The sequence below is a fragment of the Rhizobium sp. 05N430 genome (assembly GCF_056396985.1).
Genome location: NZ_JBFTMO010000002.1, coordinates 669004 through 687381, shown reverse-complemented (window position 1 = coordinate 687381; position 18378 = coordinate 669004). Strand labels below are relative to the sequence as shown.

Sequence of the window (18378 nt, the reverse complement as noted above, 5' to 3'; positions counted from 1 at the left end):
ATTTTTATCATTTAATTTCATATAGATAAAATACCAACGTCATTCTGACGCAGCTTGTAAGATTGACAACAACTTATCATTTCGAGGAAAAGTCACGCACGGCAAGTGCCAGGAGCAGCATCACGCTGCAGAGGAGGATGCTTTGAGCAATCACAAGATCACCGGCGTTTTCAGCGCCGCCACCACGCCCTTGAACGCCGACGGCAGCCCCGACGTTGCGCTCTTCACCGAGCATTGCAAGCGCCTGCTTGATGAAGGCTGCCACGGCGTTGCCCTGCTCGGCACGACAGGCGAAGCGAACTCCTTTTCGATTGCCGAGCGCCGGATGCTGCTCGAAGCCGCGCTGAAGGCCGGCATCTCGCCTGACAAGCTCCTTCCGGGCACCGGCGTTGCCGCCATTCCCGAAACGATCGAGCTGACAAAGCATGCGCTTTCGCTTGGCGTCACCAACGTCGTGATGCTGCCGCCCTTCTACTACAAGGGCGTGACCGACGACGGTCTCTTCAACGCCTATTCGGCGATTTTCGAAGGCATCAACGACAGCCGCCTGCAGGTGATCCTTTATCACATCCCGCAGGTCTCCGGCATTCCGCTGTCCGTTCCGCTGATCGGCCGCCTGATCGAGGCTTTCCCTGACACGGTCGTCGGCATCAAGGAATCTGCAGGCGATTTCAACAACATGCAGGCGATCATCGCCGCCTATCCGGATTTTTCGGTTCTCTGCGGCGCCGATCCGCTGCTGCTGCCGCTCCTCAAGGCCGGCGGCGCCGGCTGCATCACGGCGACCTCCAACCTCGTCGCCGACTCGCTGCGCGCCGTTTACGATCACGTCCATGACGAAGCGCAGGCAGACAAGGTCGAGAAGGCCCAGGCCCGCATCAATGCCTACCGTACGCTCTCCAACTCCTACGTCCAGATCCCGACGATCAAGGCGATGGTCGGCCTGAAGACCGGCAATGCCGCCTGGAAGCGCACCCGCCCGCCGCTCGTCGCCCTCAGCGACGCCGACTATGCCGCCCTTTCCGAAGGTTACGCGCAGCTGCCGTGAGGAGGATGTCATGAGCTTTACCGCGCTGCCGCCGGAAGCCGTTCCGGCGCTGATGAACGGGAAAATCGGCCCCAATCCGGCGCAGCCCGGCCGGGCCGACGCCTACCTGCCGTCACCCTGCATCCAGAACCATGCCGCCAACCTGGCCTTTCTGGCCGATGGCACGCTGACCTGCGTCTGGTTCGGCGGAACGATGGAGGGAATGGGCGACATTTCCGTTTACATGTCGCGCCTCGCGCCGGGGTCGGATCAATGGTCGGAAGCCGAAAAGCTCTCCGACGATCCGGCAAAATCCGAGCAGAATCCGCTGATTTTCAAGGCCCCCGACGGAAACGTCTGGCTGCTTTACACGTCACAGACATCTGGTGACCAGGATGGGTCAATTGTAAAGTGCCGCATCTCCGAAGATGGTTGCAAGACGTTCGGATCCGTCCGTGTTCTCTGCGATCTGCCCGGCACCTTCGTTCGCCAGCCTGTCATCGTCAACTCCGCGGGAACCTGGCTTCTGCCGGCATTCCGCTGTGTGAGCCTGCCCGGCCAGCGCTGGAGCGGCGATGCAGACACGGCAGGCGTTCTCGTATCGCGCGATCAGGGCGAGAGCTGGACGATGATCGACGTGCCCGACAGCCTCGGCGCCGTCCACATGAACATCATTCCGCTCAACGGAAGTAAAATGGTCGCTTTCTTCCGCAACCGTTTTTCCGAACATGTTCTCTCCTCGGAATCGGATGACAATGGCGAGAGCTGGTCGGCGCCGAAGCCGGTCAACCTGCCGAACAACAACTCGTCGATCCAGGCAACCAAGCTGGCGGACGGGCGGATTGCGATGGTTTACAACCACAGCAATGCCGAGACATCGGATGCGCGCCGCGAGTCGCTCTACGACGAGATCGAAAGCGATAAGGGCGAGGCGAAAGCCACAGAAAGCGCAGCAGAAACAAGGCGAAAGGCCGTGTGGGGTGTTCCGCGCGCACCGCTCAGCCTGGCAATCTCCACCAATAGCGGCAAGAGCTTCGATAGCCATATCGATCTCGATACCGGCGACGGCTATTGCCTCAGCAACAACTCTAAGGACTCGCTCAACCGCGAATTCTCCTATCCGTCGATCACCGAGGGGCCGGATGGAGCATTGCACATCGCCTACACCTATTATCGCCGGGCGATCAAATATGTTCGCCTGCCAAGCGATGTAGCCGTATGAAGGATCAAGTCGGCCGATTCCGCGCGCTTTGACGCGGGATCGACTCGTCTATTTACAAGTGATTTCGCAGCTGCCGGGCATAGCTTGGATTTGCGACATCACAGTTGACGGCACAAGATGAAAGCCATCAACATCCTGATTTATAGGCTATTTTCTCGATTTTATCGGATGCGCTTCAGAACGTTTCCGCAAAACTGCTGAAAAACCATCGCCTCGCTTATTGCCAGAAACGTGAAGTTGATATAACAACTTTACATCAATAACGGCTTTGGCCGCATTTATGGAGGAGCCGTGTTCATGGTCAGTCTGGATTCGCCCATCACGGTTGTCAGGCCTGAAGTCATCGAGTTTGGCGTCGGCACCGCCGACAAGCTCGGCAAGTGGGCGGAAAGCAAGGGCTATACGCGCACGCTCGTCATCTCCGATGCGTTCAACGCGTCGCGTGTCGATGTGTTGGAACTGCCGGGCCACGTCTCCGTGTTCGCCGATGTCACTCCCGAGCCCGACATTGCCAATCTCGACAAGGTGCTGGCCGCCGCGAATGCGGCCAATGCCGAGCTGATCGTCGGTTTCGGCGGTGGCAGCGCCATGGATCTTGCCAAGCTCGCCGCCGTTCTCGCCGGTTCGCCGCAAACGCTGCGCGAGGTCGTCGGCCCCCACAAAGTGACCGGCCCGCGCAAGGTGGCGCTGGCGCAGGTTCCGACGACATCCGGAACCGGCAGCGAGGCTGGCACCCGCGCCCTCGTCACCGATCCCGCGACGCAGGTGAAGCTTGCCGTCGAAAGCCTTTACATGCTGGCCGATATCGCGGTCATCGATCCCGGTCTGACCTTTACCGTTCCCGCCCGCACGACGGCTGCAACGGGTGTCGATGCCATGGCTCATTGCGTTGAGGCCTTCACCAATCGCAAGGCCCATCCGATGATCGATATTTATGCGATAGAAGGCGCCCGCCTCGTCGGCAAGTATCTTGCCCGCGCCGTCAAGGATGGTGCCGATGCCGAAGCGCGTGCCGGTCTGTCGCTTGCCTCGCTCTATGGCGGCTTCTGCCTCGGTCCGGTCAATACCGCCGGTGGGCATGCACTGGCCTATCCGCTCGGCACCCGCTGGCATGTGGCGCATGGCGCCGCCAACGCGCTGATCTTCCCGCATGTGCTGGCCTTCAACACGCCTTCCGTTCCGGAAAAGACCCGCGCCGTGATGGCCGCCCTCGGCCACCAGACATCCGATGACGTCAGCTCGGTCTTCGATGCGGCCTATGCCTTCTGCGCCGATCTCGGCATCGAGATGAAGCTCTCGGGCCTTGGCGTTCCCTCCGATGATCTCGATGCCATGGCGGACGATGCCTTTGCGATCCGCCGCCTGCTCGACAATAATCCCCGCGAACTCGCGCGTGACGATATCCGCGCCATCTACCAGGCTGCTTTTTAAGGGAATTTGACGATGACGAAGAATGCAAAAGTGGCGGTAACGCTCGGTGATCCCGCTGGTGTTGGCCCTGAAGTGATCGTCAAGGCGCTGGCGGCAATGCCGGCTGGCGAGCGTAAGGATTTCGTCATCGTCGGCAATACGGAAGCGCTCGTTCGCGCCGACCGCGCCACCGGCACCAGCCTGCGCTTCGGACCCACTGCCTCGGAAGACGGCTCGACGATCGCCGTCGACGAAGTGGAGCTTGGCGCGCCACTGCCTGAAATCGGCAAGGTCAGCCCGGTTGCAGGCGATGCCTCGGTGAAATACATCAGCCGCGCCGTCGATCTCGCCATGTCGGGCGAAGCCGACGTCATCGTCACCGCGCCGATCAACAAGGAAGCGATGAATCTTGCCGGTCATCATTTCGATGGCCATACCGGCCTGCTCGCGCATCTGACGGGCTCGAAGAGCTCCTTCATGCTGCTCGCCTCAGAGCGGCTGAACACCATTCACGTCTCCACCCACGTCTCGCTGCGCGGCGCCATCGAGCGCGCCAAGACGGAGCGCGTGCTGGCGACGATCCAGGCTGGCCATAATCACTTCATGCGTCTCGGGATGAAGCCGCGGATCGCCGTCGCCGGCATCAATCCGCACTGCGGCGAAAACGGCCTCTTCGGCACCGAGGACAGCGAATTCCTGGCCCCAGCGGTCGAGCTGGCGCAGGCCAAGGGCATCGATGTCGTTGGCCCGATCTCGGCCGATACCGTATTCGCCCGCGCCTATAACGGCGCTTTCGATCTGGTCATCGCCCAGTATCACGATCAGGGCCATATCCCGATCAAGCTCGTCGCCTTCGAGACCGCCGTCAACGTATCGCTCGGGCTGCCGATCGACCGCGTCTCGGTCGATCACGGCACGGCCTTCGACATTGCCGGAACCGGCAAGGCCAATCACGTCAACATGCTCTCGGCCATCGCTTATGCCCGGCTGATGGCGCGCTCGCCGCGCAAGGCGGCGTAGCACCCGGCGGCGCAGACTGCGCCGCTTTCCGGGAGGAAATGAGGAGGCAGGCATGCAGAGAACCGTTCTCGTTCTCGGAGGAGAACTTGCGCCCGAAGGGCGCGAAGTCCTGGAGAAGGAAGGCGTCAAGGTCGTCCAGACCAAGCCCTATATCGACCGCGCTACGGTGATTGCCCTGATGAAGGAGCACCAGCCCCAGGGTGCCATCATCCGCCTGCTTGCCGATGTCCTCGGCCCCGAAGAAATGACATCAGGCGGCAACCTCCGCCATATCGCCAAACACGGCGTCGGCACCAACGATATCGACGTCAAGGCGGCCGCCGAGCTCGGCATTCCCGTTTCGATGACGACAGGCAGCAATGGCATTTCTGTCGCCGAGCACGCGCTGGCGCTTATCATGGCGCTGGTGAAGGATTTTTCCCGGCAGGATGCGCTGATCCGCGATGGCACTTGGGACAAGGGCCAGTATCAGGGCCGCGAGCTGCGCGGCCAGCGCCTCGGCATCGTCGGCTTCGGCTTTATCGGCCAGACGCTGGGCAAGATGGCGAAGGCGCTCGGCATGGAAATTTCCGCCTTCGATCCGCATACGCCTGCCGAAGCCTTCGAAGACGTCACCCGCGAGACCGATCTCGACAAACTGCTGGCAAACGCCGACATCGTCAGCCTGCACTGCCCTCTGACGCCTGAGACGCGCGACCTGATCGACTCCAGACGGCTCGGCCTGATGAAGCGCGGCGCTTACCTCGTGAATACGGCGCGCGGCGAAGTCGTCGACGAAGCGGCACTGATTGCGGCGTTGAAAAGCGGCCACCTCGCAGGAGCCGGACTCGATAGTTTTGCCGTCGAGCCGCCGGATAAGGACAACCCGCTTTTCTCGCTGCCGAACACCATCGTCACGCCGCATGTCGCCGGCGTCACGCTCGACGCCAAGCGCGCCATGTCGGTCATCGCGGCCGAACATGTGTTGGCGACCTTGCGCGGCGAGACCCTGCATCCGCGCTTCCTCGCCCGCTGAACACCAACGGAGGCTGACATGGCCGATACGACAGACAAACGCTATCCGGCGGAGGCACTGCGCGCCTTCGCAACGTCGCTGTTCTCGGCGGCTGGTCTTGAGGATGACAAGGCGGACGCCGTCTCGCGATTTCTTGTCGAAGCCGACCTGCTCGGCCATACGACACACGGTCTGGCGCTTGCAGGCTGGTATCTGCAGAGCGTTGCCGACGGTGTGATGACGGTTTCGGGCGCCCCCGATGTCATCTCGGATCGCGGTCCGGCCATTGCTTGGAAGGGCAAGCGCCTGCCCGGCGCCTGGCTGACGTCCGAAGCCGTCAAGCTCGCCAGCAATCGCGCCGCGCAATATGGAACGGCCACCGTGACGATTGCCGACAGCCATCATATCGGCTGCCTCGCCGCCTACCTGACGCTCGCCACAGACCGCGGCTACATGGTCAGCATCGCCAGTTCCAGCCCTTCGGGCGCGCAAGTCGCCCCCTTCGGCGGCACCAAGGGCGTCTATACGCCGAACCCGGTCGCCCACGGCATCCCGACACCCGGCGATCCCATTCTCATCGATATCAGCGCCTCGATCACCACGGTGAACATGGCCCAGCGCCTGGTTCGCGAAGGCAGGCAATACGAGCACGACTGGCTGCTCGACGAGAACGGCAATCCGAGCCGTGACCCACGTGTCATCGAGCGCGGCGGCACGCTTCTTCCAACCGGCGGTCTCGACCACGGCCAGAAGGGGTATGGCATGGCGCTGCATGTCGAAGCCTTTACCCAGGGCCTCGCCGGCTATGGCCGCGTCGATCAGCCGAAGGGCACCAATGCGGCGGTCACCGTTCAGGTCTTCGATCCCGATGCCTTCGGCGGCCGTGACGCCTTCCTGCGCCAGACCGGTTGGCTCGTTGACGCCTGCCACAGCAATCCGCCCCGCCCCGGCGTGGCGCGTGTGCGCCTTCCCGGCGAGAATGGCCTTGCCCGCAAGCGCAAGGCGCTCGAGGACGGCGTCGTGCTGTTTCCGGGCATCATGGACTCACTGAAGCCTCATGCCGAACGGCTGGGTGTTGCGCTACCCGTCTAAAAGGTCAGCTGCACCTTGCAGGCGGCGCTCCTGTCGCCCGCCAGCAGGAAGGCAGCATCTGCCTGCGCAAGCGGCAGGCTGTGGCTGATGATCGGGCGGACATCGATCGCCCGGCTTGAGATCAGCGCGACGGCGGTCGCGAATTCCTCGTGGAACCGCTGCGTTCCGTGGATATGCAGCTCCTTGGCAACGATGGCATTGAGCGGCACCGGAACTTCGCCCGATACACCCACCTGCACGATCGTCCCGCGCGGCTTCACCGTCGCGATCGCGCCGCGGATCGCCGGGGCTGCCGCGGAGCATTCGAAGACGAGATCGAAATAGCCCTTGCCGGCCTCGAATTCCGCGAGTGCCCCGGCGCCCTGGGAGACATTGACCGCACGCGTTGCACCCATCGCCACAGCACGCTCCAGCGCGGCATCCGCAAGGTCGGTGACGACGATCTCCGCCGCGCCATGATGTTTGACAACGGCAACCATCAAGGAGCCGATCGGCCCGGCGCCGGTGACCAGAACCCGCTTGCCCCTGATCTCTCCCGCCCGCGAGGCGGCATGCAGGCAGACAGACAAGGGTTCGCTGCAGGCAGCCTCCGCCGCACTTGTTTCCGGCCCGGCTTCGAAGCACTGCTTGGCGGGAACCACCAGCCACTCGCGGAACATCCCCTGCTCGTGCGGCAGCCGCATGGCACTGCCCATGAAGCGCATTTCCAGGCAATGGATCGGCATGCCCTTCTGGCAATATTCGCAATGGCCGCAGGGTTGGCTCGGATTGACCGCGACGAGCGTACCCGCCTTCAGGGGAACACCCTCGCCCGCCTTTTCGACAATCCCCGCCGCTTCATGTCCCGGAATGATCGGCTCGCGAACCCTGACGGGGCCGAAGCCACCGTCCTGATAATAATGCAAGTCGGAGCCGCAGATACCTGCGGCCGCCATCTTCAGCAAAACCTCTCCCGGTCCGGGTTCAAGAACCTCAGCCGCCTCGATCCTCAAGTCACCCTTGGCATAAAGCCGTGCCAGACGCGTCTGCATTCCCATCCTCCTAGCGCAACAGGCCAAGCTGCTGCGGCAGCCAGAGAGATATAGACGGCACAAAGGTGATCAAGATCAATGCGACGAAGAGCGGCACCAGCCATGGCAGAATGGCGATCGTCGTCCGCTCCACCGAGAGCTTGGCCACGCGCGAGAGCACGAACAGCACCATGCCGAGCGGCGGATGCAGCAGCCCGATCATCAAGTTCAACGTCATGATCAGGCCAAACTGCACCGGATCGATCCCGAACTTGGCAACAATCGGCAGCAGGATCGGCACCAGAATGGTGATCGCCGCGATCGTATCGAGGAAGCAGCCGACGAAGAGCATCAGCAAGTTGACCAGGATCAGGAACACCCACTTGTTGTCGGTGATCGACAGGATCGCGTCCGACAGCAGCTGCGCCGCCTGACTGACGGTCAGAAGCCAGGCGAAGACCGAGGCGGCCGTGACGATGAAGAGCACCGAAGCCGTGGTCTCGATCGTATCGAAGCTTGCCTTCGCCAGTGTCGAGAATGTCATCGTCCGGTAGCGCACCAGGCCGAGGAAAAGCGACCAGAGAACGGCCGCGACGGCCGCTTCTGTCGGCGTGAACCAGCCCATCGTCATGCCGCCGATCAGGATGACGGGGGTCATCAGCGCCATGACGGCGGAGAAGCCGAAATACCAGTCGAGCCCGAGCAGCGTCGAGAGCGCGATACCGGCAGCGGCATTCATCGATAGTCCGGCAAGCATCATCAGATAGATCGACAGCGGCACCAAGAGAACCACGACGATTTCCATACCGGCCGAAAGCAGCTGTTTGACGTCGAACGGCGCGTCCGAACCCCAGCGTTTGACATAGGCGAAACCGGCAACGGTGACCATCATCAGCAGCGTCATGACGATGCCCGGCAGAATGCCGGCCATGAACAGCGCGCCGATAGAAACATTCGCCATCATGCCGTAGATGACGAAGGGAAGCGACGGCGGGAAGATCGGGCCGAGCGTCGCCGAGGCGGCTGTGACGCCGACAGCAGCTTCAACCGGGTAGCCGTGGTCCTTCATCGCCTTGATCTCGATGGTGCCGATACCGGCGGCATCGGCGAGAGCAGTGCCGGACATGCCGGAAAAGATCACCGAACCGATGATATTGACCTGCGCCAAACCGCCCTTCATCCAGCCGACGAGGGCCACCGCGAAGGAATAAATGCGGCCGGTCACGCCTGCCGAGTTCATCAGATTGCCGGCGAGGATGAAGAAGGGCACGGCGAGCAGCGGGAAACTTTCGACGCCGGCGATCATCCGCTGCGCCACGATGATATCGGGCGCAACACCGTAGAGAACAATGTAAAGCACCGAGGCGACGGCCATCGCGATAGCAACGGGCACGCCGATCAGCATCAGCACCAGAAAAGAGCCAAGAAGCAGCAGCATTGGATCAACCCTCGACGGTCTGGAATTCTTCGGGGCGCTCGAGAACCGAGTAGCCGCGGCGCATGTTGGCGATGAAGACGATCACCGCACGGATCAGCATCAGCACGAAGGCGACGAGCACGCTGTAGAAGACGATGTTGCGGGGCAGATCGATGGTGACCATCTGCTCGTCGGCGACAACGTCCACATAGCGCCACATCAGGTGGCAGGCGTAAGCGAAGAAGCCGATGCGGACGATATCGACGACAGTCGCGAGGACGCGGGCCAGGCGTGCCGGCATATAGTGATAGAAGACGTCCACCTGAATGTGGCGCGAGGTGCGCACGCACATGATCGCGCCAAGGAAAACGACGCCAATCAGGCAGTTGATGGCAATTTCCTCGGTCCAGGCGTAGCTGTCGTTCAGCACATAGCGGGTGAAGAACTGCAGGAAGACACAGCCCGCCATCAGCCAGAAGACGATCAGCGTGATCCAGTCTTCGATGGCATAGTCGGAAATGTTGGCGGTCGGCGCGTGGCCTTCGAATTCCTGACCGATCTCTTCGGCGGTCACCTGCGTGTGAATTTCTTGCGTCATGAGCGGCGTTGATCCCCTGCGGAAAGAATGGACGCGGCGTCCGGAGACGCCGCGCCGCGGGCTTTACTGAATCGCGCGGATCGCTTCCCAATCGGCCTTGTCGTAGCCGAAGTCCTCGAACTTCACCTTGTCCATGACCGTCTTCTCGAAATCGGCCTTGTCGATCTCGGCGACGTTCAGACCCTTCTCCTTGAAGGTAGCGATCAGGCTGTTTTCCTTGCCTTCGATCGTCTTGGTGGTGCGCTCGGCGGCTTCCTGCATGACGTCACCGAAGATCTTCTTGTCTTCGTCCGAAAGGCTCGCCCACAGTGTCTTCGAGACCACCGTGTTGAGGTGGTCGACGATGTGGCCGGTCAGGATGATGTTCTTCTGAACCTCATAGAACTTCTTCGCCTCGATCGTCGTCAGCGGGTTCTCCTGGGCCTCGACCGTGCCGTTCTGGAGCGCCAGATAAACTTCCGCGAATGCGATCGGCGTCGTGTTGGCGCCGCAGGCGCGCGGCATGGCAAGATAGGCCGGCACATCGGGCACGCGGATCTTCAACCCCGCCATGTCGGCGCATTTGGCAATCGGCTTGTTGGAGGTCGTGTGGCGGGTGCCGTAGTAGCTGACGGCGGCAATGTGGTTGCCGGTCTTGTCCTCGTAGCCCTTGGCGAGGCGTTTGAAGACGTCGCTCTTGGTATAGGCGATCAGGTGTTCCGGGCTGCGGAAGATATAGGGGAAATAGGTGACGCCGATCGGCTTGTAGTCGCGGGCGGCGAAGCTTGAGCCGGAGATGATGATATCGACGGTGCCGAGCTTCAGGCCCTGATTGATGTCGGCTTCCTTGCCGAGCTGCGAAGCCGGGAAAACGTCGATCTTGTAGCGGCCATTGGTACGCTTGTTGATCTCGCCGGCGGCCCAGACCGATTCCGTGTGGAAGGGTTCCGAGGTTTCGTAGACATGGGCCCATTTCAGAACCGTCTGCGCATGTGCAATTGCCGTCGATGCCATGATCGCCGCAGCCGTGCAGACGATCGTTGCCAATTTCATTTTCATCGCTCTCTCCTCCTGAGCTCTGTTTAAGTAACTGCAATTCCCTTTTTCGGCCCGGCCTGCTGGCCGCGCCCCTCCTCCCCCGAAAACTCCTCCCCGAAGCTTTCGGAAAATCTCTTCTGCGACATGGTCAGATGTGCGCGCATCGCAGCCTTCGCGCCCGCTGCGTCGCCAGCGGCGATCGCATCGCGAATGACGCGGTGCTCGTCCACCGCAGAGCGCCAGGTGACCGGCCCCTCGAAGTGGCTAGCCAGCTTCTCGAAATAGGGCGTCAGGCGCATGTCGAACATTTCGCCGGTGACCCGGATCAGCGTGGAATTCTGTACGATTGCGGCGATGCCGGTGTGAAACGCACGGTCGGCGGCAAGCACCGCACTGGCATCGTTGACCACGCCGCTCATGCGCTGCAGTGTCTCATCGAGACGCTCGATATCCTCGGGCTTTGCAGTCCTGGCGGCCTCTTCGGCAATGGCGCATTCGATGATCGCGCGTGCCTGCAGCAGCTCGAAGGGTCCCTCGACCGGCTCCCGCTCGCTACCCGTGCTGCCGACGGCATGCTGGCGCACGACATAGATGCCAGAGCCCATGCGGATGTTGACGAGACCTTCAACCTCAAGAACGATCAGCGCTTCGCGCACCGTCGGCCGCGACACCGAGAGCTGTTCGGCAAGGTCGCGCTCGGCCGGCAACCGGTGCCCGACGGCAAGGTCGCCGCGGATTATCATAAGACGAATCTGATCCGCCACCTGCCTGTAAAGGCGGCGTGACTCCACGGCCGAAAACATGGCTGCCTCCCCCTGACGCGCCTCCTCAAGCGCGCAATCGGTCAAATGGCCTGACCAATTGAATCAGACGTACCATCGGCAAAGTTGTGCGTCAATCCGCCGCATGACGTCAAATAGGCGAGTTCACAGCATAGTCCGCGGCGAGCTTGCGGAAGGATGCCGCGGTTACCGGGTCGATCGTGACGCCTTCGCGCTCCCGGCGCTCCGCCACAGCCCACTCCCGGTCGCCGGGTGCCATGACATTGAAGCCATCGCGCGCCGGCGAATTGCGCAACGTCTCGACATAGCGCGTCATGGCGGCGTCGAAAGTTTCGACGTCGAGAAACGCCGCCGGATTGAGCGCGAGGACGAAGGCGCCAAGTCCGCGTGGCGTCGAGAAATCGGGGCCTGGCATTGGTGCGACGTCGAAACTCAACTTCATCCCCGTGAGCACGGCGCTGAGGATTTCGGAAATGCCGGCGAGCCCGGCGCCCTTGAAGCCGAATTCACCGCCAAGCGGCGCCAGCATATCGGCGATATCGGGGTTTGTCGTATCGTGGCCGCGCTCGTCCGACGCAACACCGGATGGAAGGTCGCGGCCGAGGCTGCGATAGAGCTGGACGCGATTATAAGGAACCGCGCTGGTCGCCGTATCGAAAAGCCAGGGATTTTGCCCCCGAACCGGCACGGCGCAGGCGATAGGGTTGGTGCCGTGAAAACGCATCGCGCCGTCGTGAAGACGGACAAAGCTGTCGGAATTGCAGAAGGTAAAACCGATAAAGCCCCGGCTTGCCGCATCCATCGCATAGGCGCCGGCCGGGCCGAAATGCGACGAGTTACGCACCGCGACGGCGCCGATGCCGAACTCGCCCGCCAGACGGGTCGCATGCTCCATGGCGGTATAGGTCGCCAGCGCGCCATGGGCATTGTCGGCGTCCAGCGAGGCGATGGCGCCGAAGGCGCTTGCCAATTTCAGCGCCGGATTGGGATTGAGCCGCCCTTCGGTCAGTCCTTTCACGTAGTGAGCCAGCAGCCGGACGCCGTGACTGTCGATGCCGTGGCGGGTTCCGTGCATCATCGCTCTCGTGGCGGCCTCTGCCGTCGACTGGCTGGCGCCCGAGGCGGTCAGGACCCGCTCGCAAAATTCCGAGATGGCAGCAAGCGGCGCCAAGATATCAGTGGAAGCTATGTTGCCGGCCATATCGCTCGATCCGCTCCTGAACCCTGTTCAGAAGAACTAAGCGAGCTTCCGCTGCGCGTAAAGCGGCATACGGGTCATGCGAGCGGCTAGACGAGCTGCGCGCGTGCGCCCAGTCTTGCAATCATCGTTCGGAATTCGGCCGTCATTGCCAGCGCTGCGGAGGCAACGGCCGGAGACAGGTGCTCGCTGCGCCGCGCCGCCCGGCCGATCTTCAGCAGGCCTCTAAGTTCTGCACGTTCGCCGGAAAGCTGCGGAAACCGTTCGGCCAGAAGATGCGGCAACGTTTCGGCATCATCCTGAGACGGCTGCGACATATCCTGATCAAGCTGCAGTAAAGAACGAAGCTCCACCTCCAGCTCCGCCGCTGCGCGGGCGATCTGCGCGATCACATCAGACATCATCCTCAACTCCTCCTTGGAAGCAGCGACGATACCGAATCGTTGCCGCTCAACCAGGGCGGGTTATGTGCTCATTTAGGCCGCAGCGATATCCCACTTTTTGGGGATATGCGCCGGTTTCGCACAGGAGAATGCCACGCGGAGTTCAACCTGACGTAACGGGATGCGCAGCACCTTCGGCAAATGCCTCAAGTTCCGGATCGAAATCGATCTCCACGACGTTGTTGAAGACCGCCGTCGCCAGCATGATGCCTGCAAAGGCGACGAGATCGACGAGCACCTTGGCAGGATAGAGCTGCTTGAGCCGCTCCCAGATCGCCGCGGGGATCGCGTTCGAGTCGGCAACGATCGCCGTGCCGAAATCGGCAAGCAGGCGTTCCCTGTCTGAAAGAACCAGCGCATCCGGATCGAAGCCGGCATTGACAAGCGCGCGGCGGAAGAAGGTGATGGCGATCTTCGAGTTGCAGGATTTCGAGATCGCGTGCGAGAAGATCCAGATCTCCCGGTCGCTGACGGCAGGATTGAGCTCGGCGCGCAGGGTGAACCATTCGGCATAGATGCGGTGCGCGGCAGGCGAGTGCAGCAGCGTTCTCTTCATATTGGTCATCCGGCCGCGCACCCGGACTTCCTCGTCATGCGCCTGGCGGATATCGTCGGATGCGGTGTCGTAGTCGATCTGCGGGATGTGGCTCATGGCGTCATTCTCGTTTCTCCGTCGCGACGGAGATAGCAGTCCGGGCTCTCAAACTCCATCGCCGATCTCGGGCAAGTACCTCTTGCTTCGCCTGCGCTATCCCGGGCACAATTGCCGAAGAGGAGATTTACGATGAGCCATGATCACGACCATTCGGGAGATCACACGCACGGCCCGATCGATTGGCGCGCACACGGCGTGAAGGTCATTCCGGGTAATGCGCTCGATCCGAACACGGCCCAGACGCCGGGCATGAACAGGGCGACGGCGATCGACAATGCCCGCGCCGGCGCCGAGAAGATCTGGGCGGGCACCGTGACGATCCATGCCAATGCCAAGACCGGCGCTCATCACCACGGCGATCTCGAAAGCATCATCTACGTCGTCGAGGGCAAGGCCAGAATGCGATGGGGCGAAAACCTGGAATTCGTCGCCGAGGCCGGCCCCGGCGATTTCATCTTCGTCCCGCCCTACGTTCCGCACCAGGAAATCAATGCCAGCCGCGACGAGACGCTGGAATGCGTGCTCGTCCGCTCCGGCCAGGATCCGGTGGTCGTCAATCTCGATATCGAGCCGGTCGAGAAGCCGGAGGAAGTGGCCTGGGTCGATCCGATCCACAAGGCTTAAGAACCGGCGTTAACTGGTTTTGCAATCTCGATTTTCCTGGGCTCTTGCCGGTTAGCGATCGCTCTATAGTTATGGCGATATTCATGGGCAGTTTCCCGATGGAAACGCGGGTCGGACAAGATGCATCAAGCCAGCATACACGGTCATTCCTTCCTGAAGAGAGGAAGCGAGGCCGCTGAGATCATTGCAAACTTCGACTGGTCGGCAACCTCGCTTGGGCCGATCAGCGGATGGTCGCCGACGCTGAGAAGCGTTTGCAGCCTGATCCTGAACTCCCCCGTGCCGATCGTGACGCTCTGGAACGAAGACGGCGTGATGATCTACAACGACGCCTATTCCGATTTCGCCGGCCGCCGTCATCCTAATCTCTTCGGCTCGAAGGTTCGCGAGGGCTGGCCTGAAGTCGCCGACTTCAACGACCATGTGATGAAGGTCGTGCTGGCTGGCGGGACGCTTGTCTATGAAGATCAGGAGCTGATGCTCTATCGCCGTGGCACCAGCGAGCCGGAGCGGCTGTGGACCAAGCTCGATTATTCGCCGATCTGCGACGAGACCGGAAAACCGGTCGCGGTCATGGCGATCGTCGTCGAGACAACGGCCAAGGTGAAGGCGGAACGTCAGCTCAGGGCCGAAAAGGCGCGGCTGCAGAAAATGTTCGAACAGGCGCCCGGCTTCGTGGCGACGATGAGCGGCGCGGATCACAGGTTCGAAATCGCCAATGCGGCGTATCAGCAGCTTGTCGGCCATCGCAACGTGATCGGCAAGACGATCCGCGAAGCGCTGCCCGAGGTCGAGGAGCAGGGGTTTGTGGCCCTGCTCGATCAGGTGCGCCGCACCGGCATCCCCTATATCGGCAGCGAACAGCTGGTGAAGCTGCAGCAACGGCCGGATGCCGAACTGATCGACCGCTACCTGGATTTCATCTACCAGCCGCTGACCGGCGATGACGGCGAAATCGGCGGCATTTTCGTCCAAGGCTACGATGTCACCGAGCGCAAGGAAGCCGAGGACGCTGCGCGCGAAAGTGAATCGCGCTTCAGGCTGGTCGCCGAAAATGCCCCGGTCATGCTCTGGATGAGCGACGAGGCGATGCACTGCCTTTATCTCAACGCCTCGATGCGGCAGTTCTGGGGTGTGGCGGAGCGCGATATCTCGACATTCGACTGGAACGCCACGATCCATCCCGACGATGTCCCGCCGCTGATGGACCAGGTGACAAAGGCCGTCGCCAGGCGCGAGGCCTTTGCGGTCGAGGCGCGCTATCGCAACGACGAAGGCGAGTACCGCCTCTTGCACACCGACGCCCGGCCCCGCTTCGGCGTTCGCGGCGAGTTCCTCGGCATGATCGGCGTCAACAGCGATATCACCGACGCACGGCACGAGGAGGCGCGCCGCATCGCTCTGATCGATCTCGCAGACTGCATCCGCCAAACGACCGAACCGACTGAAATTGCTTATGCCGCAGCCGAAATCCTCGGCCGGGCCATGCACGTCACCCGGGCCGGTTACGGGATCATCGATCCGGTTGCCGAAACGGTGACGATCGAGCGGGACTGGAACGTTGCCGGCAATCGGAGCATTGCAGGCACGCTGCATTTTCGCGAATACGGCACCTATATCGACGACCTCAAGCGCAACGAGACGGTGGTCTTTGCCGATGTCGACGAGGATCCGCGCACGGCTGCGACCTCCCATGCGCTGAAGGCGATCGGTGTCCATTCCGCCGTCACGGTTCCCTTGAGCGAGAATGGCCAGATTGCTGCCGTTCTCTTCCTCAACAACGCGGTGCCCCGCGAATGGCCGCAGGTCGAGCTCGATTTCATCCGTGATTTTGCCGAGCGCACCCGCACTGCCGTCGAACGCCGCCGCGCTGAAGAGGCGCTGCAGGAATTTGCCGCATCGCTGGAGAGGAAAGTCGCGGAACGCAGCGCTGAACTCGACCGCGTCTGGCGCAACGCGGGCGACATTCTCGTCGTCATGCGGCCCGATGGCGAAGTGCGGGCGATCAATCCGGCATGGTCCGGGCTGCTCGGCCACCGCCGGAAGGAAGTGGCGGGTCACCGCATGTGTGAGTTTCTGGTGACCGGTGACGCAACGGTCTTCGACACCGCCCTGAAGCAGGCCGTTTCCGGCGGCGAGCTGCAGGGTGTCGAGCTGCGGTTCAACCACAAGCAAGGCGGCCAACGCACTGTTTCCTGGCGGTTTTCCTTCGAGCAGGAGATGGTCTATGCCTATGGGCGGGACGTCACGGCCGAGAAAGAACAGGCCGCGGCACTACAGGAAGCCGAAGAGCTGATCCGGCAAACGCAGAAGATGGAAGCGATCGGCCAGCTGACCGGTGGCGTTGCGCATGATTTCAACAACTTGCTACAGGTTGTTGCCGGTAATCTCTATCTTCTGAGCAAGGATGTCGTCGGCAACGAGCGCGCGCAGAGGCGCATCGATCACGCGCTTGCCGGCGTCAATCGTGGCTCGAAACTTGCGAGCCAGCTACTCGCCTTCGGTCGGCGCCAGCCGCTTGAGCCGAAGGTCGTCAATGTCGGGCGCTTCGTCGCCAATATGGGCGAGATGCTGCGGCGGACCATCGGCGAAGCCATCGAGATCGAGACGATCCGCGCCGGAGGATTGTGGAACACCTTCGTCGATCCGGTGCAGATCGAAAACGCCATCCTCAATCTGGCGATCAATGCCCGCGATGCGATGGATGGAAGCGGCAAGCTGACGATCGAGGTCGGCAACGCCTTTATCGACGACGACTACGCGCGCCGGCATGCCGATGTCAGCGCCGGGCAATATGTGATGCTGGCGGTCAGCGACACCGGGTCCGGCATGCCGCCCGAGGTCATCGGCAAGGTGTTCGAACCGTTCTTTTCGACCAAGCCTGTCGGCAAGGGAACCGGACTCGGCCTTTCGATGGTCTACGGCTTCGTCAAGCAATCCGGCGGCCACGTGAAGATCTATTCGGAGATCGGACAAGGCACCACCGTTCGTCTCTATCTGCCGCGCACTCTGGAAGAAGAGGATCTGCTGACCGAAGGCGACCATGGCCCGGCGACCGGCGGCCAGGAGACCATCCTTGTTGCCGAGGACGACGAGGAAGTTCGTGCCACCGTTGTCGAGATGCTTGCCGATCTCGGCTACAGCATCCTGAAGGCCAAGGACGCAGCCAGCGCACTGACGGTCATCGAAAGCGGCATTCCGATCGATCTGCTGTTCACCGACGTCGTCATGCCCGGACCGCTGAAAAGTGCGGAATTGGCGCGCAAGGCGAAAGAGCGCCTGCCCGATGTCGCCGTGCTGTTCACATCTGGTTATACGGAGAACTCGATCGTCCACGGCGGGCGGCTGGATGCCGGCGTCGATCTCCTGTCCAAGCCCTATAGCCGCGAGGCCCTCGCCCGCAAGATCCGCCACGTTCTGAACAATCAGCGCCAGCGCAATCTGGCGCGCGCCGCGCAGGGCGAACGGCGGAGCGCCGCAGCTGCGGCCCCGGCGGCGTCGTTGCGGATCCTCTATGTCGAGGACGACGATTTCATCCGCATGGATACCGCCGAGATGCTGCAGCAATCCGGGCACCGCGTCAGCGAGGCAGGCAGCGCAGAAGAGGCGCTGGCGAAGCTGTCACCCGACAGTTTCGACCTGTTGCTGACCGATGTCGGCCTGCCCGGCCTCTCGGGCGCCGAGCTGGCGAAGAAGGCGCGCGCCCTCGATCCCCAGCTCCCCGTGATCTTTGCGACAGGCAATACGTCTGTCGCAGGCTTCGAGGCAGATCAAAGCGCGCTTGTTCTTCTCAAGCCCTATAGCCAGGCCGATCTCGCCGCCGCAGTCTTAAGGCAGACGCGCCCGCGTTAGCGGGCGCTATCCTGCCG

At 62.0% G+C, this 18378-nt stretch carries 16 protein-coding genes; 8 read left to right on the top strand and 8 right to left on the bottom strand.

Annotated elements, in window-relative coordinates:
• The first annotated feature begins 142 nt into the window (after window positions 1-142).
• From AC1DJO_RS06975 to AC1DJO_RS06950, 6 genes are all read left to right on the top strand, one after another.
• On the top strand, window positions 143-1048 hold the full coding sequence (locus tag AC1DJO_RS06975) for a dihydrodipicolinate synthase family protein (RefSeq protein ID WP_112388256.1): 906 nt from the start codon (window positions 143-145) through the stop codon (window positions 1046-1048).
• Window positions 1049-1058: 10 nt separating this feature from the next.
• Entirely contained in the window at window positions 1059-2249 is a 1191-nt protein-coding gene (locus tag AC1DJO_RS06970) for a sialidase family protein (RefSeq protein ID WP_112388257.1), read from the top strand.
• A gap of 297 nt (window positions 2250-2546) precedes the next feature.
• Entirely contained in the window at window positions 2547-3680 is a 1134-nt protein-coding gene (locus AC1DJO_RS06965; RefSeq protein WP_112388258.1) for an iron-containing alcohol dehydrogenase, read from the top strand.
• A gap of 12 nt (window positions 3681-3692) precedes the next feature.
• Window positions 3693-4679, top strand: a complete 987-nt coding sequence (gene pdxA, locus AC1DJO_RS06960; RefSeq protein ID WP_112388259.1) for a 4-hydroxythreonine-4-phosphate dehydrogenase PdxA — start codon at window positions 3693-3695, stop codon at window positions 4677-4679.
• A gap of 52 nt (window positions 4680-4731) precedes the next feature.
• Window positions 4732-5694, top strand: coding sequence for a hydroxyacid dehydrogenase (locus tag AC1DJO_RS06955; RefSeq protein ID WP_112388260.1), 963 nt, complete (start codon window positions 4732-4734; stop codon window positions 5692-5694).
• A gap of 18 nt (window positions 5695-5712) precedes the next feature.
• Window positions 5713-6765 carry an Ldh family oxidoreductase gene (locus AC1DJO_RS06950; protein WP_112388261.1) on the top strand — a complete coding sequence of 351 codons (1053 nt, stop codon included), beginning with the start codon at window positions 5713-5715 and terminating at the stop codon, window positions 6763-6765.
• On the opposite strand, the gene AC1DJO_RS06945 is transcribed toward AC1DJO_RS06950, so the two are convergent.
• The 8 genes from AC1DJO_RS06945 to AC1DJO_RS06910 all read right to left on the bottom strand — a co-directional run bounded on the left by AC1DJO_RS06945 (window position 6762) and on the right by AC1DJO_RS06910 (window position 13882).
• Window positions 6762-7796 carry an L-idonate 5-dehydrogenase gene (locus tag AC1DJO_RS06945; RefSeq protein ID WP_112388262.1) on the bottom strand — a complete coding sequence of 345 codons (1035 nt, stop codon included), beginning with the start codon at window positions 7794-7796 and terminating at the stop codon, window positions 6762-6764. The genes AC1DJO_RS06950 and AC1DJO_RS06945 overlap by 4 nt on opposite strands.
• A 10-nt stretch (window positions 7797-7806) precedes the next feature.
• On the bottom strand, window positions 7807-9213 hold the full coding sequence (locus tag AC1DJO_RS06940) for a TRAP transporter large permease (RefSeq protein WP_112388263.1): 1407 nt from the start codon (window positions 9211-9213) through the stop codon (window positions 7807-7809).
• Window positions 9214-9217: 4 nt separating this feature from the next.
• On the bottom strand, window positions 9218-9790 hold the full coding sequence (locus AC1DJO_RS06935) for a TRAP transporter small permease (RefSeq protein WP_112388264.1): 573 nt from the start codon (window positions 9788-9790) through the stop codon (window positions 9218-9220).
• 63 nt (window positions 9791-9853) lie between these two features.
• Window positions 9854-10828: a sialic acid TRAP transporter substrate-binding protein SiaP gene (locus AC1DJO_RS06930; protein ID WP_112446004.1), complete on the bottom strand. Its 975-nt coding sequence runs from the start codon at window positions 10826-10828 to the stop codon at window positions 9854-9856.
• Window positions 10829-10851: 23 nt separating this feature from the next.
• On the bottom strand, window positions 10852-11610 hold the full coding sequence (locus AC1DJO_RS06925; RefSeq protein WP_112388266.1) for a FadR/GntR family transcriptional regulator: 759 nt from the start codon (window positions 11608-11610) through the stop codon (window positions 10852-10854).
• Between the two features lie 109 nt (window positions 11611-11719).
• A complete protein-coding gene (locus tag AC1DJO_RS06920) occupies window positions 11720-12790 on the bottom strand; it encodes an Ldh family oxidoreductase (protein ID WP_477969538.1) in 1071 nt (356 codons plus the stop codon).
• Window positions 12791-12876: 86 nt separating this feature from the next.
• Window positions 12877-13188 (bottom strand): hypothetical protein, encoded by a 312-nt coding sequence (locus AC1DJO_RS06915; RefSeq protein ID WP_148654897.1) that lies wholly within the window; start codon window positions 13186-13188, stop codon window positions 12877-12879.
• A gap of 145 nt (window positions 13189-13333) precedes the next feature.
• Window positions 13334-13882 (bottom strand): carboxymuconolactone decarboxylase family protein, encoded by a 549-nt coding sequence (locus AC1DJO_RS06910; RefSeq protein ID WP_112388269.1) that lies wholly within the window; start codon window positions 13880-13882, stop codon window positions 13334-13336.
• Between the two features lie 132 nt (window positions 13883-14014).
• On the opposite strand from AC1DJO_RS06910, the gene AC1DJO_RS06905 reads away from it, so the two are divergent.
• Window positions 14015-14509: a cupin domain-containing protein gene (locus tag AC1DJO_RS06905; protein WP_112388270.1), complete on the top strand. Its 495-nt coding sequence runs from the start codon at window positions 14015-14017 to the stop codon at window positions 14507-14509.
• A gap of 120 nt (window positions 14510-14629) precedes the next feature.
• Complete coding sequence (locus AC1DJO_RS06900; protein WP_112388271.1) at window positions 14630-18361, top strand: PAS domain-containing protein; 3732 nt, start codon at window positions 14630-14632, stop codon at window positions 18359-18361.
• The last annotated feature ends 17 nt before the right edge of the window (window positions 18362-18378 follow it).

Coding starts and splice junctions, on each gene's coding strand:
- AC1DJO_RS06970 (WP_112388257.1), top strand. CDS start 1,059: ATGAGCTTTACCGCGCTGCCGCCGGAAGCCGTTCCGGCGCTGATGAAC.
- AC1DJO_RS06965 (WP_112388258.1), top strand. CDS start 2,547: ATGGTCAGTCTGGATTCGCCCATCACGGTTGTCAGGCCTGAAGTCATC.
- pdxA (WP_112388259.1), top strand. CDS start 3,693: ATGACGAAGAATGCAAAAGTGGCGGTAACGCTCGGTGATCCCGCTGGT.
- AC1DJO_RS06955 (WP_112388260.1), top strand. CDS start 4,732: ATGCAGAGAACCGTTCTCGTTCTCGGAGGAGAACTTGCGCCCGAAGGG.
- AC1DJO_RS06950 (WP_112388261.1), top strand. CDS start 5,713: ATGGCCGATACGACAGACAAACGCTATCCGGCGGAGGCACTGCGCGCC.
- AC1DJO_RS06945 (WP_112388262.1), bottom strand. CDS start 7,796: ATGCAGACGCGTCTGGCACGGCTTTATGCCAAGGGTGACTTGAGGATC.
- AC1DJO_RS06940 (WP_112388263.1), bottom strand. CDS start 9,213: ATGCTGCTGCTTCTTGGCTCTTTTCTGGTGCTGATGCTGATCGGCGTG.
- AC1DJO_RS06935 (WP_112388264.1), bottom strand. CDS start 9,790: ATGACGCAAGAAATTCACACGCAGGTGACCGCCGAAGAGATCGGTCAG.
- AC1DJO_RS06930 (WP_112446004.1), bottom strand. CDS start 10,828: ATGAAAATGAAATTGGCAACGATCGTCTGCACGGCTGCGGCGATCATG.
- AC1DJO_RS06925 (WP_112388266.1), bottom strand. CDS start 11,610: ATGTTTTCGGCCGTGGAGTCACGCCGCCTTTACAGGCAGGTGGCGGAT.
- AC1DJO_RS06920 (WP_477969538.1), bottom strand. CDS start 12,790: ATGGCCGGCAACATAGCTTCCACTGATATCTTGGCGCCGCTTGCTGCC.
- AC1DJO_RS06915 (WP_148654897.1), bottom strand. CDS start 13,188: ATGTCTGATGTGATCGCGCAGATCGCCCGCGCAGCGGCGGAGCTGGAG.
- AC1DJO_RS06910 (WP_112388269.1), bottom strand. CDS start 13,882: ATGAGCCACATCCCGCAGATCGACTACGACACCGCATCCGACGATATC.
- AC1DJO_RS06905 (WP_112388270.1), top strand. CDS start 14,015: ATGAGCCATGATCACGACCATTCGGGAGATCACACGCACGGCCCGATC.
- AC1DJO_RS06900 (WP_112388271.1), top strand. CDS start 14,630: ATGCATCAAGCCAGCATACACGGTCATTCCTTCCTGAAGAGAGGAAGC.